This is a genomic window from Skermanella aerolata KACC 11604, from assembly GCF_000936425.1.
Classification (GTDB): Bacteria; Pseudomonadota; Alphaproteobacteria; order Azospirillales; family Azospirillaceae; genus Skermanella; species Skermanella aerolata.
This window is the reverse complement of record NZ_AVFK01000015.1, coordinates 1-21,296: the sequence shown is the minus strand read 5'-3', so window position 1 is coordinate 21,296 and position 21,296 is coordinate 1. Positions and strand designations below refer to the sequence as shown.

Sequence of the window (21,296 nt, the reverse complement as noted above, 5' to 3'; positions counted from 1 at the left end):
TCACGCCGGAGTGTCGCGCATTTTCTGTCGCGGCGCCTGTACCGATAACAAAAGCGAGGAACCGATGGCCTTCGAACTTCCCCCCCTGCCGTATGCGTACGATGCTCTCAATCCGTACATGTCCGAGCAGACGTTGCAGTTCCACCATGACAAGCACCATCAGGCCTATGTGACGGCCCTGAACAACCTGACCAAGGACACTCCGCTGGCGGACAAGTCGCTTGAGGAGATCGTCAAGGCCACCTACGGCGACGCTTCCAAGCAGACCATCTTCAACAACGCGGGCCAGCACTGGAACCACATCCTGTTCTGGCAGGTCATGCGCAAGAATGGCGGCGGGGCAATCCCGGGCGAACTGGAAGCCAAGATCAAGGAAGATCTGGGCGGCGTCGATCAGTTCAAGGAGGCCTTTACCCAGGCCGGCATCACGCAGTTCGGCAGTGGCTGGGCCTGGCTGGTGGTCGACGGCGGCAAGCTGAAGGTCACTAAGACCCCCAACGGCGAAAACCCCCTCGTCCACAACCAGACCCCGATCCTGGGCGTCGACGTGTGGGAGCACTCCTATTACCTGGACTACCAGAACCGCCGTCCGGACTACCTGAAGGCGTTCCTGGAGAACATGGTGAACTGGGAATACGTAGCCGAGCTGTACAGCAAGGCTTCCTGACCGGTCCTCCGGCCATGGAAAAAGGGGTCCTTCGGGACCCCTTTTTTATCGAGCAATCAGCGGCGCGCCTGCGCTCAGACGGGAAGCAGCGCCGCGGCGACGCGGCGTTCTTCCGACAGCAGGACGTTGTAGGTCCGGCATGCGGCGCCTGTTGCCATCACGTCGACCACGATGCCGGCCTCCCGCAATTCACGGCGGAGTTTCGAGGGCAGCAGTCCCATCTTGGGGCCGGAACCGAGCAGTAGGATCTCCACCGCCGGTTCGGCGGCGCGGACGAAGTCGAAGCTCTGGAGGGTCAGTTCAGTGAAGGTATTGGCCTTCCACGACTGCGTCCGGTCGGGGAATACCAGGAGCGGGCCTTCGTATAAAGTCCCGCTGACCCGGAAGATACCTGGGCCGTAGGAGTCGATCACCTGCCTGTCGGCGGGGATCAGCGGCGTTACGTCCATGATAGCCTTCGAATTAGATCAGAGCTGGCAGGAACGTCCGGAAGACCGGCCGCCCCTGCCCGACTGTCACTACTTGCGGCCGAACATCTTGCCGATGCCGCGCGAGGGCGCTGCGGCATTGTCCTGCGCCGGATCGACCACGGCGTCGGTTGCCGGAGCGTCCTTGTCGTCCGCCGTCGTCACCGTCCGGCCGCCCTTGGCGGGCTCGGTCTTCGCCAGCACCAGATTGATGGTGGAGCGGAGCACGCGGACCCGGACGCCTTCGGCGATCTCGACCACAAGTTCGTCATCGGCGTTGATCTTCACGATCGTGCCGATGATGCCGCCGCCGGTGACGACGCGGTCACCACGGCGCAATGCCTCGAGCATGCCCTTGTGTTCTTTGAGCTTCTTTTGCTGCGGACGGATCAGCAGGAAATAGAAGACGACGAAGATCAGGACAAGCGGCAGAAACGACATCAGACCTGCCGCTCCCCCCGCACCGTCCGCGGCCTGCGCGTAGGCCGTTGATACGAACATCCGGTGCTCCTCTCACTTTGTTCTTAGCGGACCGCGGGACTATAACGGCCCGCGCCGGTGTTGCAATCGAAACCGGCACAATCGAACGGCTGGCCGGTGGTCCGCCGGAGCCCTACGCCCGTCTTGTGCTGCGCCCGAGCTATGCTAGGGTCTACGGCCCGTGCGGCCCGATCTCGCTGATGACCGGGTTCCGCTTCTACCGCATATGTAGTCAGGTTCCCGGTCCGTGCAAACAGCTTCCGACAATACCGATCAATCTCTCCCCATCCTGCTCGCCAGAATCGCCGATGCGCTGGACCGTCTGGCGCCGCCGCCGGCTCCGGTTCCGGACTTCGCAGCGGCCGACGCCTTCACTTGGCATGCCGAGGGGAGCCGGCTGATCCCGGTGCCGAACGTCAACAGGGTCGACTTGCCGCTGCTTCAGGGCGTTGTTCAGCAGCGCGACACCCTGCTGGAGAATACCCGGCGCTTTGCCGAAGGCCTGCCGGCGAACAATGCCCTGCTGTGGGGCGCCCGCGGCATGGGCAAGAGTTCGCTAGTCAAGGCGATCCATGCGGAGGTGGCGGCGAAGCTGCCCGGCGTGCTGGTGCTGGTGGAAATCCACCGCGAAGACATCCCGTCGTTGCCGGAGTTGCTGAACCTGCTGCGGACGACCACCCGTCGCTTCGTTCTGTTCTGCGACGACCTGTCGTTCGACAACGACGATGCCGCCTATAAATCGCTGAAGGCGGTGCTGGACGGCGGGATCGAGGGACGTCCGGACAACGTCGTCTTTTACGCCACATCGAACCGGCGGCACCTGATGTCCCGCGACATGATCGAGAACGAACGCTCGACCGCGATCAATCCCCACGAATCGGTCGAGGAGAAGGTGTCGCTGTCCGACCGCTTCGGCCTATGGCTTGGGTTCCATAATTGCGACCAGCAGATTTTCTTCGCGATGATCGAGGGCTATGCCGCCCGCTTCGGACTCGATATCCCGCAGGCGCAGTTGAGGGCCGAAGCGATCGAGTGGTCAATGACGCGCGGCAGCCGGTCGGGCCGCGTCGCATGGCAATTCATCCAGGACTTGGCCGGCCGTCTTGGGAAGCGTCTCGACTGACGCGCTTCCCCGAACCGAGGTGATCGCGCGGATCGATCGCGCGATTGCCCCGGCGGACCTCGAAATGGAGCTGCGGGGAGGAGACGTTGCCGGTGCTGCCTACGGTGCCGATCTTCTGCCCGCGCGAGACCTTGGCGCCGCGCTCCACCAGCATGTCGTCCAGATGGGCATAGGCCGTCATCCAGCCGTCGGCGTGCCGGATCAGGAGCAGGTTGCCGAAGCCGCGCAACTCATTGCCCGCATAGGCGACGACACCGTTATCGGCCGCCACGACGGATGCACCGCGCGAGGCGCTGATGTTGATGCCGTCGTTGTGCAAGCCGCCGGGCTTCGGACCGTAATCGGACAGGATCGCCCCGCGAACCGGCCATTGAAAACGGCTGCCGCTGCGTGGCTCAGGAGCTTCGATCACGGGAGGCTTCGCGGCAGCCACTTCCGCCGAAGCAGGCGGAGGAGGAGTGGGTACGGGAACCGGCGCTGCAGCAGGGACCGGTGCAGGTGCAGCTTGTGTTGCTTGGGTGGCCGGGGCCGGACGCGGCGGAACTTTTGGAATGGGATGCGGAACCGGCGGGGTGCTGACCGGAGGTTGCGGCAGTGCGGCCACTTGGCTGCTGGCCGAAGGACTGACGGGCGGCGGAGCGGATGGCTGCGGCGCACGCGCGGCTTCGACAGGTGCGGCGGATGGAACCGGCGCCGGCTCATAGACCGGGGCCGGCGTGGGCGGAGGTCCGGACTGTACCATCCCAAAGCCGGGACGGGGCTGGTAAGCCGGGATCGACGGGTTCGGCTGGGTCGGAGCTGAAGCGGCTGTCTGCGGAGCAGCGGACGGTGATGACTGCGACTGCGGTTGCGCCAATCCAGGCAAGGCTTCGGCAATCACCGCCGGCCTCCCGGCGGCCGGATGGGCTGGCAAAGCCGCCTTGGAGTTCTCGGCCAGCTGCGTGTCGGGCAAGTTCGCGCCGGGAAGCTGAAGCTGCTGACCGACCCGAATTGCATAAGGCTCCTGAAGCCCGTTGGTGCGCGCCAGCTCGCTCATGCCGACCTGATACATCCGCGAGATGCCGTACATCGTGTCGCCACGCTGCACCGTGTAGAATCGCGCGGTCGGAAGTTTCAGGCGCTGTCCGACCGTCAGCCCGTAAGGCGGCGCCAGCCGGTTCAGTTCGATCACTTCCCGCATTGGGACGTTGTAGCGCTTCGCCAGCTCATAGACGGTATCGCCGCGCCCGACGGTGATCATGCCCGGAGCCGACGGAGTCGGCTGCTCGGTGTAGACGGAAACCGGAGCCGGCGCGTTGGTGCGGGTGCACGACGTCGCCGCCGCCACTGCCAGTACCAGCAGCGCGCACCGGCCGACCGTGGCCTTGGGTTTCATAATGAGCGCGCCCGAGCTACCGGAACCACGACCGGCTCGGGTAGCAGAGGAACGAATCGGACGGGCCACAGTTCTTCCCTTTCCAGACCGGTTTCGGTACGGCGTATTCGATAAACACGCTGATCGCGCCGGTCATTCCCCAGGGGAGCGACCATGACTCCTCCCAGGGCGAGCTGGTCGGTCAAGGTCTTCGGGATGTCGCCGTCAGCCGCCGCCGTGACCAGGATGCGGTCGAAGGGCGCTTGTTCCGGCCACCCCTTGGTGCCGTCCCCCGCCCGAGTCGTGATGTTGTGGAAGCCGAGCTGGGCGAAGCGGCCTTCGGCCTCGTGCAGCAGCGCACGATGGCGCTCGATTGTATAGACGCGACGGACCAGCCTGGACAGCACGGCCGCCTGATATCCAGAGCCCGTGCCGATCTCCAGCACCTTCTGACGGTCGTGAAGTCCGAGCGCCTGGGTCATCATCGCGACAACCAGCGGCTGGCTGATCGTCTGGCCGGAGCCGATCGGCAGGGCCATGTCCTCGTAGGCTTGGTCGAGGAAAGAGCGCGGGACGAACAGTTCGCGCGGAAGCCGCTCGATCACGGCCAGCACGGCCGTATCGGTCACTCCGGACCGCCGGAGCTGCATGATGAGGCGGATCTTGCGCGCGTCGATGGTCAAGCGAACACCGTCCGCAGGGTCTCCAGCGTTGGGGTATGGGTCAGGTCGAGGAACAGCGGGGTCACGGCTATCCCCTTTTCCAGCACCACGCCGATATCGGTATCCGGCAGGGTGTCGGCCTCGCCCCGCAGGGTGCCGATCCAGAAATAGGACCGGCCGCGCGGGTCGGTCCGCTCGATCAGGTCGTCGCCGACCTTGCGCTGGCCGTGACGGACGACGTGGATGCCCTGTGCCTGATCCGGCTCCACGCTGGGAAAGTTGACGTTCATCAGGACATTGCGCGGCCAGCCGACGGAAACCGCCTTGCGGACGACTTCCGGCCCCCAGTGCAGCGCCGTCTGCCACAGCGCCGGCTGGGCAGGGTCGAGATGCTGGCTCATCGCGATGGCCGGAACGCCGAGCAGGGTGGCTTCCATCGCGGCGGCGATGGTGCCGGAATAAGTCACGTCCTCGCCCAGGTTGCTGCCATGGTTGACGCCGGAAAGCACGAGGTCGGGCTTGCGGTCTTTCAAGATATGGTTGATCGCGAGAAGCACGCAGTCGGTCGGGGTGCCATCCACCGCGAACCGGCGTTCACCCATCTGCCGCATCCGCAGCGGCCGATGGAGCGTCAGCGAATGGCTAGCCCCGGACTGTTCCGTCTCCGGCGCCACCACCCAGACGTCGTCCGACAGAGTCCGGGCGATCTTCTCCAGCACTTCCAACCCCGGAGCGTGGATTCCATCGTCGTTCGACAGCAGGATTCGCGCCTTCGATACGTCCAGGGGAGCTTTAAGCATCCAGAGAAATCCTGTCGAGACCACCCATGTAAGGCCGTAGAGCCTCCGGCACGATTATGGACCCATCAGGTTGCTGAAAGTTTTCCATGATCGCGATCAGGCAGCGTCCGACGGCGACACCCGAGCCGTTTAGCGTATGGACGAACTGTGTGTTCTTTTCGCCACGGGGCCGGCAGCGCGCCTTCATCCGGCGGGCCTGGAAGTCGCCGCAGTTGGAGACGCTGGAAATCTCCCGGTAGGTGTTCTGCCCCGGCAACCAGACCTCGATGTCGTAGGTCTTGCGGGCCGAGAAACCCATGTCTCCGGTACACAGAACGATGGTCCGGAACGGAAGGCCTAGCCGCTTCAGAACAGTCTCGGCGCATTCCGTCATACGCTCGTGCTCCGCCTGCGACTGGTCCGGGCCGGTCACGCTGACCATCTCGACTTTCCAGAACTGGTGCTGGCGGATCATGCCGCGGGTATCCTTGCCCGCCGCACCCGCTTCCGAACGGAAGCAAGGCGTCAGCGCGGTCATGCGAAGCGGCAGGTCCTCCAGGTCGAGGATGCGGTCGGCGACGAGGTTGGTCAGCGGTACTTCCGCGGTCGGGATCAGCCAGTGACCGGTATTGGTCTTGAACAGATCCTCGGAGAATTTCGGCAACTGGCCGGTGCCGAATGCCGCTTCGTCGCGGACCAGGAACGGCGGCATGACTTCGGTGAAGCCGTGCTCGTTGACGTGCAGGTCCAGCATGAATTGGCCTAGCGCCCGCTCCAGCCGGGCCAGCTTGCCGCGCAGCACGGTGAACCGGGCACCGGACAGCTTGGTGCCGGCGGTGAAGTCCATCATCCCGAGCTTCTCGCCGAGATCGAAATGCTCCAGCGCCTTGTCGATCCTGGGCGGTTCGCCGACGCGGCGGAGTTCCACGTTGGCGGTTTCGTCCGGACCATCGGGAACGTCGTCGGCAGGGAGATTGGGCAAGCTGACGAGATAGCCTTCGAGCGTCGCACCTACCGCGCGCTCTTCGTCCTCCGTCTCCTGCATGCGGTCCTTCAGCCCGGCGACTTCCGCCATCAGGGCGTCGGCGTCGCGGCCTTCCCGCTTGGCCTTGCCGATCTCCTTGGATGCCTCGTTACGGCGGGCCTGGAGTTCCTGCAAGGTCGTCTGGGCAGCACGGCGGCGCGTGTCGAGTTCGAGGATTTCGCCCGCCATGGGCGATACCCCGCGCCTCGCCAGACCACGGTCGAAAGCCTCGGGGTTATCGCGAATCAGGCGTAAGTCGTGCATAGGACCACTGGATCGGAGACGTTACGGGAAGTCCGTTTATAAAGCTCCTCGCGTCTCCGGTCCAGGGGAGCAGGACCGGCAGTTACAGGCTGTGGTTATTCCGCCGCACCCTGTGACCGATCGGACTCAGCCCGGTCGGCCGCTTCCTGTTCCGCCTCACGCTTGGCACGTTGCTTCTCCATCACGCGGCCGATCTGGATCGAGACTTCGTAGAGCATGTAAAGCGGTATGGCGAGGCCGATCTGACTGATGACGTCGGGCGGAGTCATGATGGCCGCCGCGACCAGGATCCCGACGATCGCGTATTTGCGCTTGGCCGCCAGATCGGCGGACGAGATGATCCCCGCGCGGATCAGCAGCGTCAGCAGCACCGGCAACTGGAAGGCGATGCCGAAGGCGAAGATCAGCGTCATGACCAGCGACAGATACTCGCCGACGCGGGCTTCGAACTGGATCGGCAGCCCTTCGGGGCCGGGGGTCAACTGCTCGAAGCTGAGGAAGAACTGCCAGGCGAGCGGGAAGATCGCGTAGTAGACCAGGGCGCCGCCCAAGAAGAACAGGATCGGCGTCGCGATCAGGAACGGCAGGAAGGCATTGCGTTCGTGCTTGTACAGGCCCGGCGCCACGAACATCCAGAGCTGGGTCGCGATGATCGGGAACGACAGGAACGTACCGGCCCAGAACGCCACCTTGACATAGGTGAAGAACGCTTCCGTCAAGCCCGTGTAGATCATCCTGCGGCCTTCGTTGCCGAGCAGGTTGGCAAGCGGGCGGACCAGGAAGGCGTAGATCTGCGGGCTGAAATAGTAACAGACCAGGAAAGCGGCGAAGATCGCCAGGATTGAGTACATCAGCCGGGTGCGCAACTCGATCAGGTGATCGAGCAGCGGCATCTTGCTGTCGTCGAGGCCGTCGTCGCTCACGATGGTAACGCCCGTTTGTCAGGTGATTCGGCCGGTGCAGGTGTATGTGCCGGTGCGGGTTCGGGAATCTTCAAGTCGGTGGCGGTCGCGGGCAACTGCGGTTCGGCTGCCGGAACGGGCAACTGGGCGCCGTTCGATCCGGTCGCGGCATGCTGGGCGGGAGTTTTGGTGCCCTCATGGGCCAGCCGGTCCGCCTCTTCCTCCGCGTCGACGTCCTTGGGCGGTCCGTCGTCGCGCGGACGCGACGTGATGTTCGGGTCGAAGGCGTCACGCAGAGATCCGGACGGGTCGATGGTCTTTTCGACCTCGCGGCCAATGTTGATATTCCGCAATTCGGTAGCCTGCCGCCGGACATCGTCCATGTCGGCTTCGCGGATCATCTCGTCCACGCTGTTCTGGAAGTCGCGAGTCAGCATACGCGCTTTGCGAACCCAGATACCGATGGTCTTCAAAACCTTCGGCAGGTCCTTCGGCCCTATGACGATCAACGCCACGACGACGATGACGGCAATTTCGGACCAGCCAATATCAAGCATTATGGGTCATCCAAGGACTGCGGTGGATGCCGCCTGGAATGTCCAGGCCGGTGATCTGCACGGCGCTGACGGGGATCAGGTCTTCGCCGTCTCGTCCTTCTTCACGGTGGTCGTGTGGTCCACGGTCGGCGAACCTGTCGGAACGGGCTGCGTGGCAACCGGCGATGCCGGCGGCGCCGTATGGGTCTGAACGACACGCGGCGGCTCGGCCGTCGTTTCGTCCTCGTCGTCCTTCAGCCCAGATTTAAAGCTTTTCACACCCTTGGCGACGTCGCCCATCACCTTGGGCAGCTTACCGGCTCCGAAGATGATCAGGACGATCAGAAGGATAAGGACGACCTGCCAAATACCGATACTCATTGAGGAATCTCCAAAGTCCGCTCACGGGCGCGCGTTGCGGCGGGATATTGGCAGAAAGCCAATCCAACCGCAACGCTACGGGGGCAGACACAGACCTGCCCCCCGGGGCCGAACAGTTTCAGGAGCCTTTATGTCGGATCTTTGGCGGGGAATACAAAGGCTTGACGGGCATCCAGCGTAATTGCCACGTGCGTCTCCTCCTGGGGGAGGAACTGCCCCGGCATCCGGGAGTGCAGATGGCATCCGCTCCGCCCGTCCGGAATCGAAAGGTGGACCAGGCTTGTCCGTCCCAGCAGCCGGGATGCCATGACACGGGCGATATTGGGAACGGCGGCGCCCCCTGCACTATCCAGCGGCGCGAGGCTGAGCGCCTCCGGCCTGATCATGACCTGTGCGGCACTTCCTTCCGGAAGATCTGTTGCGACCCGTCCGACCGGCGTATCGACGGCGCCCCCGCGGACGGTGCCGTCGATCCGGTTGACCTCCCCGAAGAAGCTGGCGGCGAAGCCGTCGGCGGGACGGTTGTAGAGATCGACCGGGCTGCCGAGCTGGACCAGCTTGCCATTGCGCATCAGGGCGATGCGGTCGGCCAGGAACATGGCCTCTTCCGGGTCGTGCGTGACCAGCATGGTGGCGGCGCCGGTCCGCTTCAGCACATGCAGCGTTTCGTCCCGCACCTGCTCGCGCAGTCGGGCGTCCAGTCCGGAGAACGGCTCGTCGAGCAGCAGCACCGCCGGATCTGGGGCCAGGGCACGCGCCAGGGCGACGCGCTGCTGCTGGCCGCCCGACAGGGCATGGGGAAAATGATCGGCGTAGCCGCCCATGCCGACCTGCTCCAGCGTTTCCATCGCCCGGCGGCGCTGATGGGCGGCAGGCCTGCCGGACAAGCCGAATCGGACATTGTCGATCACGGACAGATGGGGGAAAAGGGCATAGTCCTGGAAGACCAGACCGACGCCGCGCCGTTCCGGCGGGATGCATCCGCTATCGTCGGCCACGACCTGCCCGTTGATCCTGACCGTGCCGCGCTGAAGCGCCTCCAGGCCGGCGGCGATTCGCAGCAGCGTGGACTTGCCGCAGCCGCTGGGGCCGACCAGACACAGGATCTCGCCATGGGCGATGTTCAGGCTTACGTCGTCGACGGCGGTCATGCCGGCATAGCGGTGGCGGATATGGTCGAGCGTCAGGGCCTCGGACGGGGCCGATGCGCTACGGTGCCCTGGGCCGGCAGCGTCGAGCGAAGCTTTCGGGTCGATATGCGCTTGGCGTCTGGCCGACCGCTGAGTGGATGGCGCCGAACGGACCGGTGCTCTCCCCAGCAGGGCCGCCGCGCGCTCCCGAAGGGCGGTACGAAGGCTCCAGGGGCGTTGGGCGAGGCTGGGTTCGTCGAAGTAGGAATGATCCATCGGTCCCGGTCGCTGCTCGTGGTGGGCGCTCACAAGCGGCTATTAAGTCACGTCGGGGATAATTTGCAATTGGTTCTTAATACCAGTCGCAAGCCGGAGCACCTTTGTCGCAGTCCGGGCGGTCTGTGTCGGCGCGAACCGCTCTGATCACATCGCTGACTGCGAAGCTGGCGACGGCCAGGAGCATCGGCATGATGGTGAAGAGGAACCGCGCCTCTTCTCCCTGCTCGCCCAAAGTCACCACCAGGGCGATCGACAAGGTGGATGCGGCCAGCCACCAGTGCGGATCGAGCCACGGCCACCGGCGGCGGCGAAGAAGCGAGACCGCCGATACCGCGACATATATCGGCAGCAGAAGGACCAGGGCGGAGACCAGTTTCCGGTATATCTCGATATCGATGCCCTTGGGATCGTGACCGTACATCCCAACCGGCGAACTGACGAAGGTTGCCAGCCGGTTCGTCACATGGACTGCGGCGCCGGACGGGTCGTCGAGGATCTTGCCGACGATCATCCGCTTCAAGTCTTCGCTCTTCCGGTAGATTTCGGTCGTATTCAGGTTCGCCCAAAGCTCGCCGTTGCGCGGCAACTGATCGAGGTGCTGCACCGCCCCGATCTCCGGATCGAAGTCCTCCCAGGCACGCTGGAGATTGTAGCCCGATATGTTGGTCCAGGCGATCTGGCGATCGTGCGCCGCGTACAGGTGCAAATGCCAGCCTCCGGACAGGACGACTACCGGCAGCAGGAAAGCCGCCAGGGCGGTCCGAATTCCGCCGACCCGAAGCGGCGCGGTTTGGCGGCGCGATGCAGTCAGGTAGATCCGGTGTCCGTCCACCAGCAGGAAAAGCGGCAGGAGGAAGATCATGAAAGGCCGTGTCAGTTCCAGCAGCGACAGGCAAAGGCCGGCCGCGGCCAGCCAGACCGGATGGCGTTTCCGCTGCCAGGTGTCGATCAGCACGAAATAACCGAGCAGCAGGAGCGCGAACAGCGGGTCGTAGTTGGCTGGGTTGCCGGCATGAACCTCGGCGCCCCGGTTCGCCAAGAAGACGCCCATCGCGACAAGGACGATGCGGTGCATCGGCCGCGCGGACTGCAACGCCACCGCCAGCGTGAAGGCCAGCGCTATGGTGATGGGATAGAGGATCTCGGTGAACAGCGTCAGGTCACGGAACCGAACCCACCAGAGCAGTTCGAGCGCGGAGAGCACGGGTGGAATTCCGGTGCGGAGTTCCAGCAGATAGGATCCGACGTCGGCAGCCGACCGGAAACCGTCGAGGTCGAGCATCCGCATCCACGTGACCGAGGCGGTCGCTGTATAGCCCCACACCGGAATGAAAAAGGCCGCGAAGATAAGGACGAACGCGATCCGTCCTTTGGCTGGGATATCCATCGCGGAAGGCTTGCTGTGGTTTCACCCGATGCAGTGCAACACGGCATGCCCTCCCCTGTTCCGACGATGCCGGACCGGATGTGCCTCAGGGCGATGGAAGCTCCGCTATCTCCTTGAGCAGCTTGGAGATGATCGCGTCGGCGAAATTGTTGTAGTCCTTGACCACTACCACGAAGGCTCCGGGACCGCCGATCACGCTGTCACGGTAATAGGCGTCCAGGTTGCGTCGGTGATCGCGGTCCTCGGCCCAGGGCAGCAGCCCCTCCCTCACGATCGGGAGACCGTTGATGGTGACGCCGGCCTTTACGGCGTCGTCGCGCGCCAGCGTTATCGACCGGCCCACGTTGTTCTCTCCATCGCCGGACACGTCGATCACGTGGCGGGCACCGTCGAACCCATTCTCGTTGAAGAGTGGTACGCAATAGTCGATCAGGGCGCTGATCGAAGTCCGTGCCTCGGTGACGGTCGGAGCGCCGCCGAGCTCCTTGGCGAAGTCCTTGGCGCTGGACGGACCGTCGATCACCCGCCAGCCGACCACGGTGCGCTGAAGGCTGTCGTCCGCCCATTCCACATAGGTCAGCGCGATACGGCCGAAGGAGCCGGACTGGATCGCGTCGATCACACGCCGGTCGGTCAGTGCGCGGGCATACCCGCTGCGCTGGAGGTGGGCATGCTCGGTATCGATCGACCCCGAGACGTCGACCGCGAGAACAAGTTCCAGGTCTACCGGGAGGTCGGCCGCGACGACGCCCCCAGGAGAAGGCGCCAGCAGGAGCGTTGCGAACATCAGCAGGTTTCGAAACCCGATGCCATTCTTCCTGGCGATTGCGCCATTGCCCCAGATTTGCAACGCTTTCTCCGGCATCGGGTTTAAGTGCCATCGGATTAAATAGATTGAGTCAATTGGCGAAAAGGAAAGCCGTATGGTCAGTTTGGGACCGGAGAATGTGCGTATTGCCGCACACGCCATGGACAAGGCGGACGCGATCCATCAGGCGGGAGTCATTCTGGTCGAAGGCGGCTACATACACCCCGGTTACATACAGAGCATGATGAAGCGGGAACAGGTGACCGCGACATATCTCGGCAATGGCATCGCGATCCCCCACGGGCTTCCCCAGGACCGTCAATTGATCCAGCGAACAGGCCTTTCCGTGCTTCAGGTGCCGCACGGAGTCGAGTGGAACCCCGGCGAGGTCGTCTACTTGGTCGTGGGCATCGCCGCCCGGTCGGATGAGCATATCGGCGTACTGGCAAAGCTGACGGACGTCCTGGAAGACGAGGCGACCGTGATGCGGCTAGCCCGGACACGCCGCGTCGAGGACATCGTCGCGGCTCTCGACCCTTCCCGGCAGACCGTGCCCGTCCCGGCTGCGGTCCAGGCCCAACCTCCCGCCTCCATGCTGAGCGCCGGCTACCGGGCGGATGTGGAGGTTATCGGCGGCACTGGACTGCATGCGCGTCCGGCTTCGGTCTTCGTGGCGCTTGCCAAACAGTTCCGCAGCGACATCCGGGTGTACCACGACGGCAAGACGGCAAACGGCAAGAGCATGGTATCGATGCTCCGGCTTGGCGTGGAGCGCGGCGGGGTCATCACCATCACCGCCGACGGCCCCGATGCGGCCAAGGCGCTCGAGTCTCTCCAGATCGCCGTCGCAGAAGGACTAGGCGAGGAAGCGCCCGCATCCGACACCGTCGCCGAGGTTTCCGCCTTGCCCGGCCAGACCGCTCCGGCCGCACCGGAGACTCCCGAGGCACCGGATGAACCCGGACTGATCCGGGGCATCGCCGCGGCGCCGGGCATCGCCATAGCGCCAATTCACCAGTTGCGGAAAGAAGCCCAGGCCGCCATCGAACAGCATGCGGTCGATTCTAAAGCGGAGCGCTCCGACCTGGACCATGCCATCGACCGGGCCGGCGCCGAGTTGGAGGAGCTTCACCGGACGATCAACCAGCGCGCCGGCGAAGCGGAGGCCCGCATCTTCCTGGCCCACCGGGAGTTCCTGGAAGATCCCGACCTGATCGAAGCCGCCCGCTTCCGGATCGACCACAGCGAGGAAAGCGCCGCTTTCGCGTGGCGCGCGGCGGTGGAGGAAAGGGCCGGCGAGCTGGCGGCCCTGAACGACCCCCTCCTGGCAGCGCGGGCGGACGACCTGCGCGATGTCGGGGCGCGGGTCATGCGCCTGCTGGTCCGCACCAACGAGGGAATGGCCCCCTTGCCCGACCATCAGATCATCCTGGTGGCCGAAGACCTCAGCCCGTCGGATACGGCCTCCCTCAACCCGGATCTGGTCAAGGGCATCTGCACGGCGCTCGGCGGCCCGAACTCCCACACCGCGATCCTTGCCCGCTCGCTCGACATACCGGCGGTGGTCGGATGCGGCCGTGGGGTGCTGGAACTGGCCACGGGTATGACGGCGGTGCTCGACGGCTCGACGGGCACGGTCCTGCCCGATCCGAACCCCGAACGGCTGGACTCGGCACAGCAGGCCCAGGGCGTCGCCGGCTCCCGCCGGGCAGCCGTGGTGGAGGCAGCCTACCGTCCCGCCATCACCGTCGATGGCCACCGGGTCGAGGTGGCGGCCAATATCGGCGCGGTTCCGGAAGCTGGCCGTACAGTGGAGGCCGGCGGCGAAGCGGTCGGGCTGCTGCGCACCGAGTTCCTGTTCCAGGACCGGACCGACCCTCCCGGGGAGGACGAGCAGTTCGAAGCCTACAAGTCCATGGCGGAAGCCCTCGGCGGGCTGCCGCTGATCGTCCGCACGCTGGATGCCGGCGGCGACAAGCCGCTGCCCTATATCTCCATGGCGCACGAGGACAACCCGTTCCTCGGCCAGCGCGGAATACGGCTATCATTTGCGATGCCGGACCTGTTCCGCAGTCAGCTCAGGGCGATCCTGCGGGCGGCATCCCACGGCGAAATCAAGATCATGTTCCCGATGATCACGTCGGTCCACGAGTTCCGCCGGGCACGCCGGCTGGTCGAGGAGATCCGCGTTGAACTGGATGCGCCGGAGATCGATGTCGGCATCATGGTCGAGGTGCCGTCCTCCGCCGTGCTGGCCGACATGCTGGCGCGGGAGGTCGATTTCTTTTCGATCGGGACCAACGACCTGACGCAGTACACGCTGGCGATGGACCGGGGAAACCCCGCGCTTGCCAAGGATGCCGACGGCCTGCATCCTGCCGTGCTGCGGATGGTCGACCAGACCGTCCGAGCGGCCCATGGTGAGGGCAAATGGGTCGGGGTATGCGGCAACCTAGCCGCCGATCCCGCCGCCGCCGCCATCCTGATCGGCCTGGACGTCGACGAACTGAGCGTCGGCATACCCAACATTCCCGGATTGAAGGCGCAGATCCGCGACATGGCGTACGAGGACGCCAAGGATCTGGCGAGACGCGCACTGATGTGCGAAGCCGCGGACGAGGTCCGCGCCCTGACGGCGGAGGTTGCCTGATGCCGGTCCGCGTAGCCACGGTGACGCTGAACCCCGCCATCGACCAGACCATCTCGATACCAAACTTCGCGGTAGGACAAGTCAACCGGGTGGAATGGGAGCAGGCGGACCCCGGCGGCAAGGGCGTCAACGTCGCGGCTTTCCTGGCGGATTTCGGCAGCCCGGTCAGCGTCACCGGATTCCTGGGGGCCGGCAATACGGAGATCTTCCGGAGCTTCTTCGCGGCCAAGGGCATCGACGACCACTTCGTGACGGTGCCGGGCAGGACCCGGGCGAACGTCAAGATCCTGGACCAGCCGAACAAGCGGATCACCGATATCAACCTGCCGGGCCTTCCCTTCTCTCCGGAAAACCTCGCCAGTCTGCAAACCGTGATTGACCGGCTAGCGGCGAACCATGACTGGTTCGTCCTGTCGGGCAGCACGCCGGCCGGCACCCCCGACACCGTCTATGCCGATCTGGTCGCCGGCCTGCGCCGACGCGGCAAGCGGGTCGTACTCGACGCCAGCGGTCCGGCATTCGCCAACGGGGTGGAGGCGCTTCCCTATGCGGTCAAGCCCAACCTGGAGGAACTGGAGGAGCTGACGGGCCGCACGCTGCCCGATGAAGCCGCCATCCTCGCAGCCGTTCAGGACTTGATCGACCGGGGGATCGGCTGCATTGCCGTATCCCTGGGTCCTGACGGTGCCATCTTCGCGGAAGGGGCGGAGCGGATCGCGACACGCCCACCGGCCGTGGTCGTACGCAGCACCGTCGGAGCGGGAGACGCGATGGTCGCCGGCTTCGTCTTGGGGAAGCTGCGCGGCCTGGACCTCGAAGGCTGCGCCCGGCTGGCGAGCGCGTTTTCGCTCGGCACGCTGGCGACGGTCGGTCCGCATCTTCCGCCGCCGGAGAGCGTGGAACAATCGATGAGCGAGATCGATGTCCGGGTCATCGCCCGCTGAGACCGCCCCTGCCAAACTATCCCTGCCGAACCCATTCCTGCCGCCGTCCGGGAGTTGAGTGAACCATGAAGAAAGTCGTCGCAGTGACGGGGTCGATGACCTCCGCCGCACATACGGCCATGGCGGCCGAGGCGCTGGAAGCGACCGCCGACATGCTGGGCTATGATATCCGGGTCGAACGGCGAGGACCGTCCGGCACATCCGACCTGCTGTCGGAGGGCGAGATCCGCAACGCCGACGTGGTGATCCTGGCGACCGATCAGCCCGACGACCAGGGCCGCTTCCGGGGCAAGACGATCCACCGCGCCACTCCGGGCGAAGCGATCCGCCACACGGCAAAGCTTCTGCGCGACGCGGTCGGCGACAAGGGCATAGGACCGGTCGCGGAACTGGCGCCGCGCCGGTCCGTTCAGCCGGACAGCTTGCCGCCGCGTGAAGAACGGAGAGTGGCGGCAGTCCAGGCGCCGGCTCCCGCAGCGCCGGCCGCCTTGCCTTCGGAGCCGACGCTTCCGGCGGCGGCACCTGCGGCGAAACGGATCGTCGCTGTCACCTCCTGCCCGACCGGCATCGCCCATACCTTCATGGCGGCCGAAGCGCTGACCAAGGCAGCCCGAGCGCTGGGGCACGAGATTAGGGTGGAAACCCAGGGATCGGTCGGCTCTGGCAATACTCTGACCCCCGCGGAGATCGATGCCGCCGACATCGTCATCATCGCCGCGGATACCAACGTGGCGCTCGACCGGTTCCGCCACAAGCGGATCTACTCGACCTCCACCGGCAAAGCACTCAAGGGCGGAAAGCAGGTCGTCGCGGCCGCCTTCGACGAAGCGTCGGCTCTCGATGCCGGCGCTGCCGCCGAACCGGGAACGGGCAGGAACCTGGCTGGCGAGGTCGAACGGTTGAAGGCCGAGCGCTCGGCACAGAGAACGGGACCGTACAAGCATCTGATGACCGGCGTGTCGTACACGATCCCGGTCGTCGTGGCCGGCGGACTGGCCATAGCCCTGTCCTTCATGTTCGGCATCGACGCCGCGAAGGAACCGGGGTCGCTGGCCGCGGCGCTGATGCAGATCGGCGGTCAGTCCGCCTTCGCACTGATGGTCCCCGTGCTCTCCGGCTTCATCGCCTTCTCCATCGCCGACCGGCCGGGGCTGGCTCCCGGCCTGATCGGCGGCATGCTGGCCAACCAGATCGGCGCCGGTTTCCTGGGCGGTCTTGCTTCGGGCTTCCTGGCCGGATACATCGCCCTCTACCTCCGAAACTGGATCAGGCTGCCGCAGAACCTGGAAGGGCTGAAGCCCGTGCTCATCATCCCGCTGCTCGCCAGCGTGGCGGTCGGCTTGCTGATGATCTACGTGGTCGGGACGCCGATCGCAGCCGTCCTGTCGGCCCTGACCGGTTGGCTCAGCGGCATGACCTCGGCCAATGCGGTGCTGCTTGGGCTGCTGCTGGGTGGAATGATGGCGGTTGATATGGGCGGTCCGGTCAACAAGTCGGCCTATACCTTCGCAGTGGGACTGCTTGCGTCGGAGGCCTACCTGCCGATGGCGGCCGTGATGGCCGCGGGGATGACCCCGCCGCTCGGGCTGGCCCTTGCGACGGTGATCGCGAAGAACCGCTTCACCCGGGATGAGCGCGACGCCGGCAAGGCGGCCGCCGTCCTCGGCCTGTCGTTCATCACGGAGGGCGCCATCCCCTTCGCCGCCAAGGACCCTCTGCGGGTGATCCCGCCCGGCATCGCCGGATCGGCCGTGGCCGGTGGCCTGTCCATGCTGTTCGGCTGCATGCTTCGCGCGCCGCACGGCGGCGTCTTCGTCCTGGGCATCCCCAACGCCGTCACCAATGTCGGCCTCTATGCCCTGGCGATCGCGGCGGGAACGCTCGTGACGACGGTACTGGTGATCGTCATGAAGCGGCCGGTGGCGGCCGAGACTGCATTGGAAGCGGGAGCTTCCTGACTCAGCCCTCCTCCTCCGACGCCGCCGCTCCCCCCGCTCCGCCCTGGATAGAGGTCAGCACCGGCCGCGAATCGAGCAGGCCGGACGCCTTCAGGTCTTCGAGGTTGGGGAGGTCACGCAGGCTTTCCAGGCCGAAATGGTCGAGGAAGCCGTCCGTCGTGATCCAAGTCAGCGGCCGGCCCGGCGTCTCCCGGCGCTTGCCCGGCCGGACCCAGCCCGCTTCCATCAGGATATCCAGCGTGCCCTTGCTGGTGGCGACGCCGCGTATGCTTTCGATCTCGGCGCGGGTCACGGGCTGGTGATAGGCGATGATCGCCAGGGTCTCGACCGTGGCCCGCGACAGCTTCCGCTGCACCTCGGCATCGACGCGCAGCTTCTCCGCCAGGTCGGGGGCCGTGCGGAACGACCAGCGGCCCGCCGTGCTGACAAGGTCGATACCGCGTCCAGCGTAGTCCTGCTTCAGCTCGGCCAACAGCCGGACGATGTCGACACCGTTCCCCAGGCGATCCGCCAGGGTGCGTTCGTCCAGCGGTTCGGCCGAAGCGAAGATCAGCGCTTCGAGCAGGCGGAGTTCGGGGTTCATGACTGCTGCGACCTGACGCGGCGAAGATAGATGGGCGAAAAGACGCCTTCCTGCCTGAGTTCCAGCTTGCCTGCCTTGGTCAGTTCGAGGCTGGCCACGAAATGCGCCGCGAGGGCCGAGCGGCTGAGCAGCGAGTCACCGGCGGCGCCGGGGACGAAGCTTGCAAGGGAGGTCCAATCCGGCAACCGGCCCAGCATTTCGGAGAGGTGCTGGAGCGCGTCCTCCATCGAGTACAGTTCGGTTGGCTGAATGCGCCACGTGCCGTACTCTTCCTTGCGCTTGTGCTCGGTATAGGCCTTCAGGAGATCGTAGAGCGACAGGTCGAAGATCGACCGCGAAATGACCTGGATGCCCTCAGGCGCTCCGCGCGCGAAGACGTCGCGGCCAAGGCGCGGACGGTCGACGAGCTTGGCCCCGACTTCCTGCATGGCCTCGAGCCGCTGAAGCTGGAAAGCCAGGGCCTGCGCCAGATCCTCCCCGCTCGGCTCCTCCTCGTCCTGCTCGGGCAGTAGCAGGCGGGACTTCAGGTATGCCAGCCACGCGGCCATCACGAGATAATCGGCGGCCAATTCCAGCCTGATGCGCCGCGCTTCCGCGACGAAGGCTAAGTACTGGTTGGCAAGCTGAAGGATGGAGATCCGCGTCAGATCGACCTTCTGATCGCGCGCCAGCGTCAGCAGGACGTCGATCGGCCCCTCGTAGCCGTCGAGATCGAGGACAAGCTGGCCCTCGGCAGTTTCGCCGTTCGACTTTTCCGTAGTCATCGAAGGTCAGCCGTGACCGGTCGCGAAGCCGAGCAGGCGGATGACGTACTCGACCGGCGGGCCGAGCAGCCAAGGCAGCACGCTCAGGTTCATGCCGATCTGCTGGCCGATCAACGGCAGGATGAACAGCACGCCCATCAGGATGAACAGGCCGTAGTTCTCGAGCCGGGCCAGCGGCATCGCGAGCTGGCGCGGCAGCAGGCCGACCGCCACCCTGCCGCCGTCCAGCGGCGGCAGCGGGATCATGTTGAACACCGCCAGGATGACGTTGATCTGTACCGCGATCACCAAGCTCTGCTGGACCCAAAGCAACGCGGTTTCCGGCAAGAAATCGATCCAGCGCAGCGTCCAGGCGGCGAAGAACGCCAGAACGATATTGATCACGGGTCCGGCCAGCGCCACCAGCACCATCCCGTAGCGCGGGTTGCGCAGCCGGTTGAAGTTGACCGGCACCGGCTTTGCCCAGCCGAACATGAACGACGTGGTGAAATACATCACCGCCGGTAGGATCACCGTGCCGATGGGATCGACATGGCGCAACGGGTTGAAGGTCACCCGCCCAAGTCTTTTCGCCGTGTCGTCGCCCAGCTTCCAAGCGGCGAAGCCGTGTGCCGCCTCGTGGAACGTGATCGCCATGATGACGGGGACCACCCAGACGGAGGCGTCGAACAGGAACTGTTCGATCGAGGTCATCATGCGATGATGTCCGATCCCTCTAGCAAGGCGTCCAGCCGCTCCCGCATGCGTTCCGGATCTCCCTTGCCCGGCGGTTTCAGGAACGTCAGCGCATGCACCCAGCGGGCGGCGGCGGCGTCCGTCAGCGGCGGCACGATCGGCGCCAGCGCCTGCATCTCGTCAAGCTTGCCGTTGCAGTGAAGGACCACGTCGCAGCCGGCCTCCAGCACGGCGACCGCGCGTTCCGCCACGGTGCCGGCCAGCGCTTCCATCGACAGGTCGTCGCAGAACAGCAGCCCGTCGAATCCGAGCTGGTCGCGGATGACCGACTGGATGACGACCGCCGAGGTGCTGGCGGGATGGACCGGGTCGAGTTCCTGGTAGACGACATGGGCGACCATGCCGAGCGGCATGTCGGCGACGACTTCGAACGGCAGGAAGTCGGTCCGCGCCAGTTCGGCCCTGCCCGCCTCGACCCTCGGTTGCTCCAGATGGCTGTCGCACAGTGCCCGGCCATGCCCAGGCAGATGCTTGATGACCGGCAGGACGCCGCCGTCCAGGAACCCTGTGCAGGAAATCCGCGCGAGGCTCGCCACCAGTTCCGGATCGTCGGAATAGGCACGGTCGCCGATCACGTCATGGGAGCCGTCGACCGGAACGTCGCAGACCGGTGCGCAGTCGACGGTGATGCCGGCATCGTGAAGCATCGACGCGATCAGTCGCGCGGTCAGCCATGCCGCCTCGGCTCCGGCTTCGGGGTCGCCGGCGGCAAGATCGCCGATCCGGCGGGCCGGCGGGAAGGACGGCCATTCCGGCGGGCGCATCCGGGCGACGCGTCCGCCTTCCTGGTCGATCAGCACCGGAGCGTCGGAGCGCCCGACCGATGCCCGCAGGTCGGCGACGAGCGTCCTGACCTGATCGGGGGTCTGGCAGTTCCGGCGGAATAGGATGAAACCGAAGGGATTCGACGCCCGGAAGAACTCGCGCTCTTCCGGGGACAGGGTGGTACCGGCGCAGCCGTAAACGATCGCGGCGGGAAGCTTCGCGGTGGAAGCCTTACTACTGACGGACAAGAATGCACCCGACGCTCTGTGACTTGAGAGAGGAGCAGATGGAGGTCGCGCGTGCTTCGTCCACCGGCCCTGCCTGGACGCGATAATAGATGCCCTTGTCGCCGAGATCGACCCGGACGTAAGCGACACCCAACCCGCCCAGGGCCTCCGGGTAGCGTTTCTGCAACCGCTGGAACTCCGCTCGTGCGGCGTCCTCGGACTTCACGGACGCGATCTGAAGGCGGAAGTTTCCGCCACCGGACGATGCAGCCGGTGGAGCCGGCGGTGGCGGCAAGGCCGCCGTCTGTGCTGGTGCCGGAGGCGGCGTCAGCGAGCGTGGCGGGGCCGCAGGCGCGGCTTGCGGCGGCGGAGGCGTTGGGCGGGCCGCCACAGCGGGCGGTGGAGCGGCAGGGGGCGGGGCCGGAGC

22 protein-coding genes are annotated in these 21,296 nt (G+C 65.5%); 5 read left to right on the top strand and 17 right to left on the bottom strand.

The annotated features are described in order from the left end of the window. The first annotated feature begins 64 nt into the window (after positions 1–64). Positions 65–667, top strand: coding sequence for a superoxide dismutase (locus tag N826_RS18425; RefSeq protein WP_044431244.1), 603 nt, complete (start codon positions 65–67; stop codon positions 665–667). Positions 668–741: 74 nt separating this feature from the next. Here N826_RS18425 and N826_RS18420 read toward each other — a convergent pair whose 3' ends face one another. Both N826_RS18420 and yajC read right to left on the bottom strand, forming a co-directional pair. Continuing rightward, on the bottom strand, positions 742–1,116 hold the full coding sequence (locus N826_RS18420) for an Mth938-like domain-containing protein (RefSeq protein WP_044431243.1): 375 nt from the start codon (positions 1,114–1,116) through the stop codon (positions 742–744). A gap of 69 nt (positions 1,117–1,185) precedes the next feature. Continuing rightward, positions 1,186–1,635 (bottom strand): preprotein translocase subunit YajC, encoded by a 450-nt coding sequence (gene yajC, locus N826_RS18415; RefSeq protein ID WP_044431242.1) that lies wholly within the window; start codon positions 1,633–1,635, stop codon positions 1,186–1,188. Between the two features lie 226 nt (positions 1,636–1,861). Between yajC and N826_RS18410 the strand changes: the two genes are divergently transcribed. Then, positions 1,862–2,737: an ATP-binding protein gene (locus tag N826_RS18410; protein ID WP_044431241.1), complete on the top strand. Its 876-nt coding sequence runs from the start codon at positions 1,862–1,864 to the stop codon at positions 2,735–2,737. Here the strand turns inward: N826_RS18410 and N826_RS18405 are convergent. The 10 genes from N826_RS18405 to N826_RS18360 form a co-directional block, all read right to left on the bottom strand. Beyond that, the gene (locus tag N826_RS18405; protein ID WP_044431240.1) at positions 2,694–4,112 is read right to left on the bottom strand and encodes a peptidoglycan DD-metalloendopeptidase family protein; all 1,419 of its coding nucleotides are present in this window, start codon (positions 4,110–4,112) and stop codon (positions 2,694–2,696) included. The two genes, N826_RS18410 and N826_RS18405, sit on opposite strands and share 44 nt — an antisense overlap. Continuing rightward, positions 4,109–4,741, bottom strand: a complete 633-nt coding sequence (locus N826_RS18400) for a protein-L-isoaspartate(D-aspartate) O-methyltransferase (protein ID WP_373866616.1) — start codon at positions 4,739–4,741, stop codon at positions 4,109–4,111. The genes N826_RS18405 and N826_RS18400 overlap by 4 nt, the downstream gene beginning before the upstream one ends. 29 nt (positions 4,742–4,770) lie before the next feature. Then, a complete protein-coding gene (gene surE / locus N826_RS18395) occupies positions 4,771–5,553 on the bottom strand; it encodes a 5'/3'-nucleotidase SurE (protein ID WP_044431238.1) in 783 nt (260 codons plus the stop codon). After that, entirely contained in the window at positions 5,546–6,820 is a 1,275-nt protein-coding gene (gene serS / locus N826_RS18390; protein ID WP_044431237.1) for a serine--tRNA ligase, read from the bottom strand. The genes surE and serS overlap by 8 nt, the downstream gene beginning before the upstream one ends. Before the next feature lie 95 nt (positions 6,821–6,915). After that, on the bottom strand, positions 6,916–7,743 hold the full coding sequence (gene tatC, locus N826_RS18385; RefSeq protein WP_308518055.1) for a twin-arginine translocase subunit TatC: 828 nt from the start codon (positions 7,741–7,743) through the stop codon (positions 6,916–6,918). Beyond that, on the bottom strand, positions 7,740–8,279 hold the full coding sequence (gene tatB, locus N826_RS18380) for a Sec-independent protein translocase protein TatB (RefSeq protein WP_044431235.1): 540 nt from the start codon (positions 8,277–8,279) through the stop codon (positions 7,740–7,742). Before tatB ends, tatC begins: the two co-directional genes overlap by 4 nt. Before the next feature lie 75 nt (positions 8,280–8,354). Continuing rightward, positions 8,355–8,639, bottom strand: coding sequence for a twin-arginine translocase TatA/TatE family subunit (gene tatA, locus N826_RS18375; RefSeq protein WP_044431234.1), 285 nt, complete (start codon positions 8,637–8,639; stop codon positions 8,355–8,357). A 128-nt stretch (positions 8,640–8,767) separates the two neighbouring features. Beyond that, on the bottom strand, positions 8,768–10,045 hold the full coding sequence (locus tag N826_RS45970) for an ABC transporter ATP-binding protein (RefSeq protein WP_084720874.1): 1,278 nt from the start codon (positions 10,043–10,045) through the stop codon (positions 8,768–8,770). 76 nt (positions 10,046–10,121) lie between these two features. After that, positions 10,122–11,435: a hypothetical protein gene (locus N826_RS18365; protein ID WP_044431232.1), complete on the bottom strand. Its 1,314-nt coding sequence runs from the start codon at positions 11,433–11,435 to the stop codon at positions 10,122–10,124. Positions 11,436–11,520: 85 nt separating this feature from the next. Further along, positions 11,521–12,222: a DUF1194 domain-containing protein gene (locus tag N826_RS18360; RefSeq protein WP_044431421.1), complete on the bottom strand. Its 702-nt coding sequence runs from the start codon at positions 12,220–12,222 to the stop codon at positions 11,521–11,523. A 160-nt stretch (positions 12,223–12,382) separates the two neighbouring features. Here N826_RS18360 and ptsP point away from each other — a divergent pair, with 160 nt between their 5' ends. From ptsP to N826_RS18345, 3 genes are all read left to right on the top strand, one after another. After that, entirely contained in the window at positions 12,383–14,893 is a 2,511-nt protein-coding gene (gene ptsP, locus N826_RS18355) for a phosphoenolpyruvate--protein phosphotransferase (RefSeq protein ID WP_247870468.1), read from the top strand. Then, positions 14,893–15,837 carry a 1-phosphofructokinase gene (pfkB, locus tag N826_RS18350; protein ID WP_044431228.1) on the top strand — a complete coding sequence of 315 codons (945 nt, stop codon included), beginning with the start codon at positions 14,893–14,895 and terminating at the stop codon, positions 15,835–15,837. The genes ptsP and pfkB overlap by 1 nt, the downstream gene beginning before the upstream one ends. Positions 15,838–15,902: 65 nt before the next feature. Beyond that, on the top strand, positions 15,903–17,795 hold the full coding sequence (locus N826_RS18345; RefSeq protein ID WP_044431226.1) for a PTS fructose-like transporter subunit IIB: 1,893 nt from the start codon (positions 15,903–15,905) through the stop codon (positions 17,793–17,795). A gap of 1 nt (position 17,796) precedes the next feature. Here the strand turns inward: N826_RS18345 and scpB are convergent, their stop codons facing one another. From scpB to N826_RS41755, 5 genes are all read right to left on the bottom strand, one after another. Continuing rightward, positions 17,797–18,378: an SMC-Scp complex subunit ScpB gene (scpB, locus tag N826_RS18340; RefSeq protein WP_044431225.1), complete on the bottom strand. Its 582-nt coding sequence runs from the start codon at positions 18,376–18,378 to the stop codon at positions 17,797–17,799. Further along, a complete protein-coding gene (locus N826_RS18335; RefSeq protein ID WP_044431222.1) occupies positions 18,375–19,142 on the bottom strand; it encodes a segregation and condensation protein A in 768 nt (255 codons plus the stop codon). The genes scpB and N826_RS18335 overlap by 4 nt, the downstream gene beginning before the upstream one ends. A gap of 6 nt (positions 19,143–19,148) precedes the next feature. Beyond that, positions 19,149–19,838: a site-2 protease family protein gene (locus N826_RS18330; RefSeq protein ID WP_044431220.1), complete on the bottom strand. Its 690-nt coding sequence runs from the start codon at positions 19,836–19,838 to the stop codon at positions 19,149–19,151. Next, positions 19,835–20,890: a beta-N-acetylhexosaminidase gene (gene nagZ, locus N826_RS18325; RefSeq protein WP_044431219.1), complete on the bottom strand. Its 1,056-nt coding sequence runs from the start codon at positions 20,888–20,890 to the stop codon at positions 19,835–19,837. The genes N826_RS18330 and nagZ overlap by 4 nt, the downstream gene beginning before the upstream one ends. Beyond that, positions 20,877–21,296 (bottom strand): SPOR domain-containing protein (locus tag N826_RS41755; RefSeq protein ID WP_044431419.1); only part of this gene is annotated, 420 nt, incomplete at its 5' end. The genes nagZ and N826_RS41755, both read right to left, overlap by 14 nt.

Excerpts from the sequence above, each read along its gene's own strand:
- N826_RS18425 (WP_044431244.1), top strand. The coding sequence starts at position 65 with ATGGCCTTCGAACTTCCCCCCCTGCCGTATGCGTACGATGCTCTCAAT.
- N826_RS18420 (WP_044431243.1), bottom strand. The coding sequence starts at position 1,116 with ATGGACGTAACGCCGCTGATCCCCGCCGACAGGCAGGTGATCGACTCC.
- yajC (WP_044431242.1), bottom strand. The coding sequence starts at position 1,635 with ATGTTCGTATCAACGGCCTACGCGCAGGCCGCGGACGGTGCGGGGGGA.
- N826_RS18405 (WP_044431240.1), bottom strand. The coding sequence starts at position 4,112 with ATGAAACCCAAGGCCACGGTCGGCCGGTGCGCGCTGCTGGTACTGGCA.
- N826_RS18400 (WP_373866616.1), bottom strand. The coding sequence starts at position 4,741 with ATGCAGCTCCGGCGGTCCGGAGTGACCGATACGGCCGTGCTGGCCGTG.
- surE (WP_044431238.1), bottom strand. The coding sequence starts at position 5,553 with ATGCTTAAAGCTCCCCTGGACGTATCGAAGGCGCGAATCCTGCTGTCG.
- serS (WP_044431237.1), bottom strand. The coding sequence starts at position 6,820 with ATGCACGACTTACGCCTGATTCGCGATAACCCCGAGGCTTTCGACCGT.
- tatB (WP_044431235.1), bottom strand. The coding sequence starts at position 8,279 with ATGCTTGATATTGGCTGGTCCGAAATTGCCGTCATCGTCGTCGTGGCG.
- tatA (WP_044431234.1), bottom strand. The coding sequence starts at position 8,639 with ATGAGTATCGGTATTTGGCAGGTCGTCCTTATCCTTCTGATCGTCCTG.
- N826_RS45970 (WP_084720874.1), bottom strand. The coding sequence starts at position 10,045 with ATGGATCATTCCTACTTCGACGAACCCAGCCTCGCCCAACGCCCCTGG.
- N826_RS18365 (WP_044431232.1), bottom strand. The coding sequence starts at position 11,435 with ATGGATATCCCAGCCAAAGGACGGATCGCGTTCGTCCTTATCTTCGCG.
- N826_RS18360 (WP_044431421.1), bottom strand. The coding sequence starts at position 12,222 with ATGTTCGCAACGCTCCTGCTGGCGCCTTCTCCTGGGGGCGTCGTCGCG.
- pfkB (WP_044431228.1), top strand. The coding sequence starts at position 14,893 with ATGCCGGTCCGCGTAGCCACGGTGACGCTGAACCCCGCCATCGACCAG.
- N826_RS18345 (WP_044431226.1), top strand. The coding sequence starts at position 15,903 with ATGAAGAAAGTCGTCGCAGTGACGGGGTCGATGACCTCCGCCGCACAT.
- scpB (WP_044431225.1), bottom strand. The coding sequence starts at position 18,378 with ATGAACCCCGAACTCCGCCTGCTCGAAGCGCTGATCTTCGCTTCGGCC.
- N826_RS18335 (WP_044431222.1), bottom strand. The coding sequence starts at position 19,142 with ATGACTACGGAAAAGTCGAACGGCGAAACTGCCGAGGGCCAGCTTGTC.
- N826_RS18330 (WP_044431220.1), bottom strand. The coding sequence starts at position 19,838 with ATGATGACCTCGATCGAACAGTTCCTGTTCGACGCCTCCGTCTGGGTG.